Source organism: Bacillus haynesii (assembly GCF_001969855.1).
Classification (GTDB): domain Bacteria; phylum Bacillota; class Bacilli; order Bacillales; family Bacillaceae; genus Bacillus; species Bacillus haynesii.
Genome location: NZ_MRBL01000053.1, coordinates 1 through 2,658, shown reverse-complemented (window position 1 = coordinate 2,658; position 2,658 = coordinate 1). Strand labels below are relative to the sequence as shown.

Here is a 2,658-nt window from a genome sequence, read left to right as displayed (position 1 = left end):
GGGCGGCGCAGCGAAGAAGGAAGAGTCCGAGCGTGATTTAGCTTCCTTAATTCCCGCTGGTGTCGACTTGATCGGCGATGCTGTAACGGAGTTTCGGCCGAATCAGAACACACTTCTTACAAAACAAGGAACGATCGTTTCCTATGATTATCTCGTTGCAGCAGCCGGTTTGCAAATCGATTGGGACGGGGTCAAAGGCTTGAAAGATGCAGTTGGAAAAAACGGGGTTTGCAGCAACTATTCATATCATACGGTAGACAGCACTTGGGAAAACATCCGAGATTTTAAAGGCGGAACCGCCATTTTCACTCATCCTGATTCTCCCGTGAAATGCGGGGGAGCTCCACAGAAAATTATGTACTTAGCAGACGACTATTTTCGCAAGTCAAATGTTCGCAATCAGTCGGAGATTATTTTTGCATCGGCGAAATCAACCATTTTCGATGTCCACAAATACGCAAATGCGCTTGAAAAAGTCATCCAGCGCAAGGATATCCAAACGATGTACAAGAGAAACTTAATCGAAATTCGGCCTGATTCAAAAGAAGCCTTGTTCGAGAATCTGGAGTCGGGGGAACAGGAAGTATTAACATATGATCTTCTCCATGTGACACCGCCGATGAAAGCACCTTTATGTATAAAAGAAAGCGCATTGGCGGATGCCGGCGGCTGGGTCGATGTTAATCCGTACACTCTGCAGCACAAAAAGTTTGCCAATGTTTTTGGAATTGGCGACTGTGCCAACCTGCCGACGTCCAAAACAGGGGCGGCAGTTCGTAAACAGGCTCCGGTTGTGGTGCGAAATCTGATGTCCTTGATCAAAGGATCTTCATTAGATGCAAAGTACGATGGATATACCTCATGCCCATTGGTTACAGGATACAACAAACTCGTGCTGGCCGAGTTTGACTATCACAAGGTACCGCAAGAAACGTTTCCATTTGATCAGTCCAAGGAACGATTCAGCATGTACCTGTTAAAAAGAAGATTGCTTCCCATCATGTATTGGAATGGCATGTTAAAAGGACTGATGTAAGCAGGACAAAGTTCAAAGGTTATGCATGATGCGAACTCAAAAAAGGATATTTTCCGATAAATGTTTCAAGAGGAGGAATCCAACATGTTATTGCGCTATTTTTACGATGAAAAACTGGCCCATGCATCGTATCTGGTTGGCTGTCAAAAAACAGGGGAGGCCATTGTGATTGATCCCGGCCGCAATCTAAAACCATATTTGCAAGCAGCCAAGGAAGAAGGGCTCAACATCACAGCGGCCGCAGAAACCCATATTCACGCCGATTTTGTTTCCGGCGCCCGTGAACTCGGCGTTACACACCAAGCGAAGCTGTATCTTTCCGATGAAGGAGACGCAGATTGGAAATATCAATATGTCAATGAATTGAAACATCAGCTTGTGAGAGACGGCGACCGCTTTTCCATCGGAAACCTGATGTTTGAGGTTATGCATACCCCCGGCCATACCCCGGAAAGCATTTCATTCCTGTTGACGGACGGAGGAGGAAATGCGGATCGTCCAATCGGCATCTTTACAGGAGATTTCGTCTTTGCAGGCGACATCGGCAGACCCGATTTGCTCGAAAAAGCGGCGGGGATCAAGGGAACGTCAGAATCGGGGGCAAGAGAGATGTTCAAGTCCCTCGGAAAGTTTAAACAGCTCCCGGATTACTTGCAGGTTTGGCCGGCTCATGGGGCAGGCAGCGCTTGCGGCAAGGCATTGGGAGCGATTCCAACTTCGACTGTCGGTTACGAAAAGATGTTTAACTGGGCAATGGCGTACACTGATGAAGACGAATTCGTTAAAGCCTTGCTAGATGGGCAACCAGAACCGCCAAAGTACTTTGCTGAGATGAAACGAGTGAATAAAGAAGGCCCTGCATTGCTCAAAGATCTTTCTGCTGTTTTAGAAATTACTTTGATTGAACAAGTGAAAGATTTGCAGGGAAAAGAGCAAATTGTGGATACCCGCTCTTCCCGGGAATTTGCTGAAGGGCACATCAAAGGCACGATCAACATTCCGTTCAACAAGGCGTTTACAAACTGGGCAGGCTGGCTCATCGACTACAATCGTCCTGTGTACTTCATAACGAATCCGGCTGAAGTGAACGAACTCGTGGCAGCGCTGCGCTCTGTAGGCATTGACAATATTGCAGGGTTTATGGATCGTGACAAAATTCTGGCAAGCGATGCTTTTTCACTTGAATCGTACGCGGAGATCACCCCACCTGAGATCGCAAAATTAGTAGAAGACGGATTCGTGCACGTGCTTGATGTTCGCAATCTGACTGAATGGCAAGGAGGTCACATTCCGAATGCACAACACATCATGCTGGGAACGCTCCCAGAACGGCTCGATGAAATCAAAAGAGACTGTCCAATCCTTGTGCAATGCCATGCCGGAGCCCGATCTGCAATAGGGGCCAGCATCCTACAAGCTAACGGCGGTTTCAAACAAGTTTTGAGTTTGAGCGGCGGCATTGTCCAATGGCAGAAAGACGGTCTTGCCATTTCAACCCCTTGCAGCGAATTAAAATGAAAGAACATTTCTATGCTCAAGCGCATGGTATCAAAAGTCAAGAGGCCGATATTGTCTTCCTCCCGGCCTCTTGACTGATAGTATTTCCGCTTTTCCTTCTCCGT

The 2,658-nt window shown here is 47.2% G+C and carries 2 protein-coding genes; both read left to right on the top strand.

The genetic code is table 11. From position 1 onward, the window contains the following. A partial coding sequence (locus tag BTA31_RS22135; protein ID WP_076794275.1) for an NAD(P)/FAD-dependent oxidoreductase occupies positions 1-1,036 on the top strand: 1,036 nt, incomplete at its 5' end. 84 nt (positions 1,037-1,120) lie between these two features. Continuing rightward, positions 1,121-2,554 (top strand): MBL fold metallo-hydrolase, encoded by a 1,434-nt coding sequence (locus BTA31_RS22130; protein WP_076794272.1) that lies wholly within the window; start codon positions 1,121-1,123, stop codon positions 2,552-2,554. Positions 2,555-2,658: the final 104 nt, after the last annotated feature.

Bases quoted from the DNA above. Each gene is read 5' to 3' on its own strand.
- BTA31_RS22130 (WP_076794272.1), top strand. From the start codon at position 1,121: ATGTTATTGCGCTATTTTTACGATGAAAAACTGGCCCATGCATCGTAT.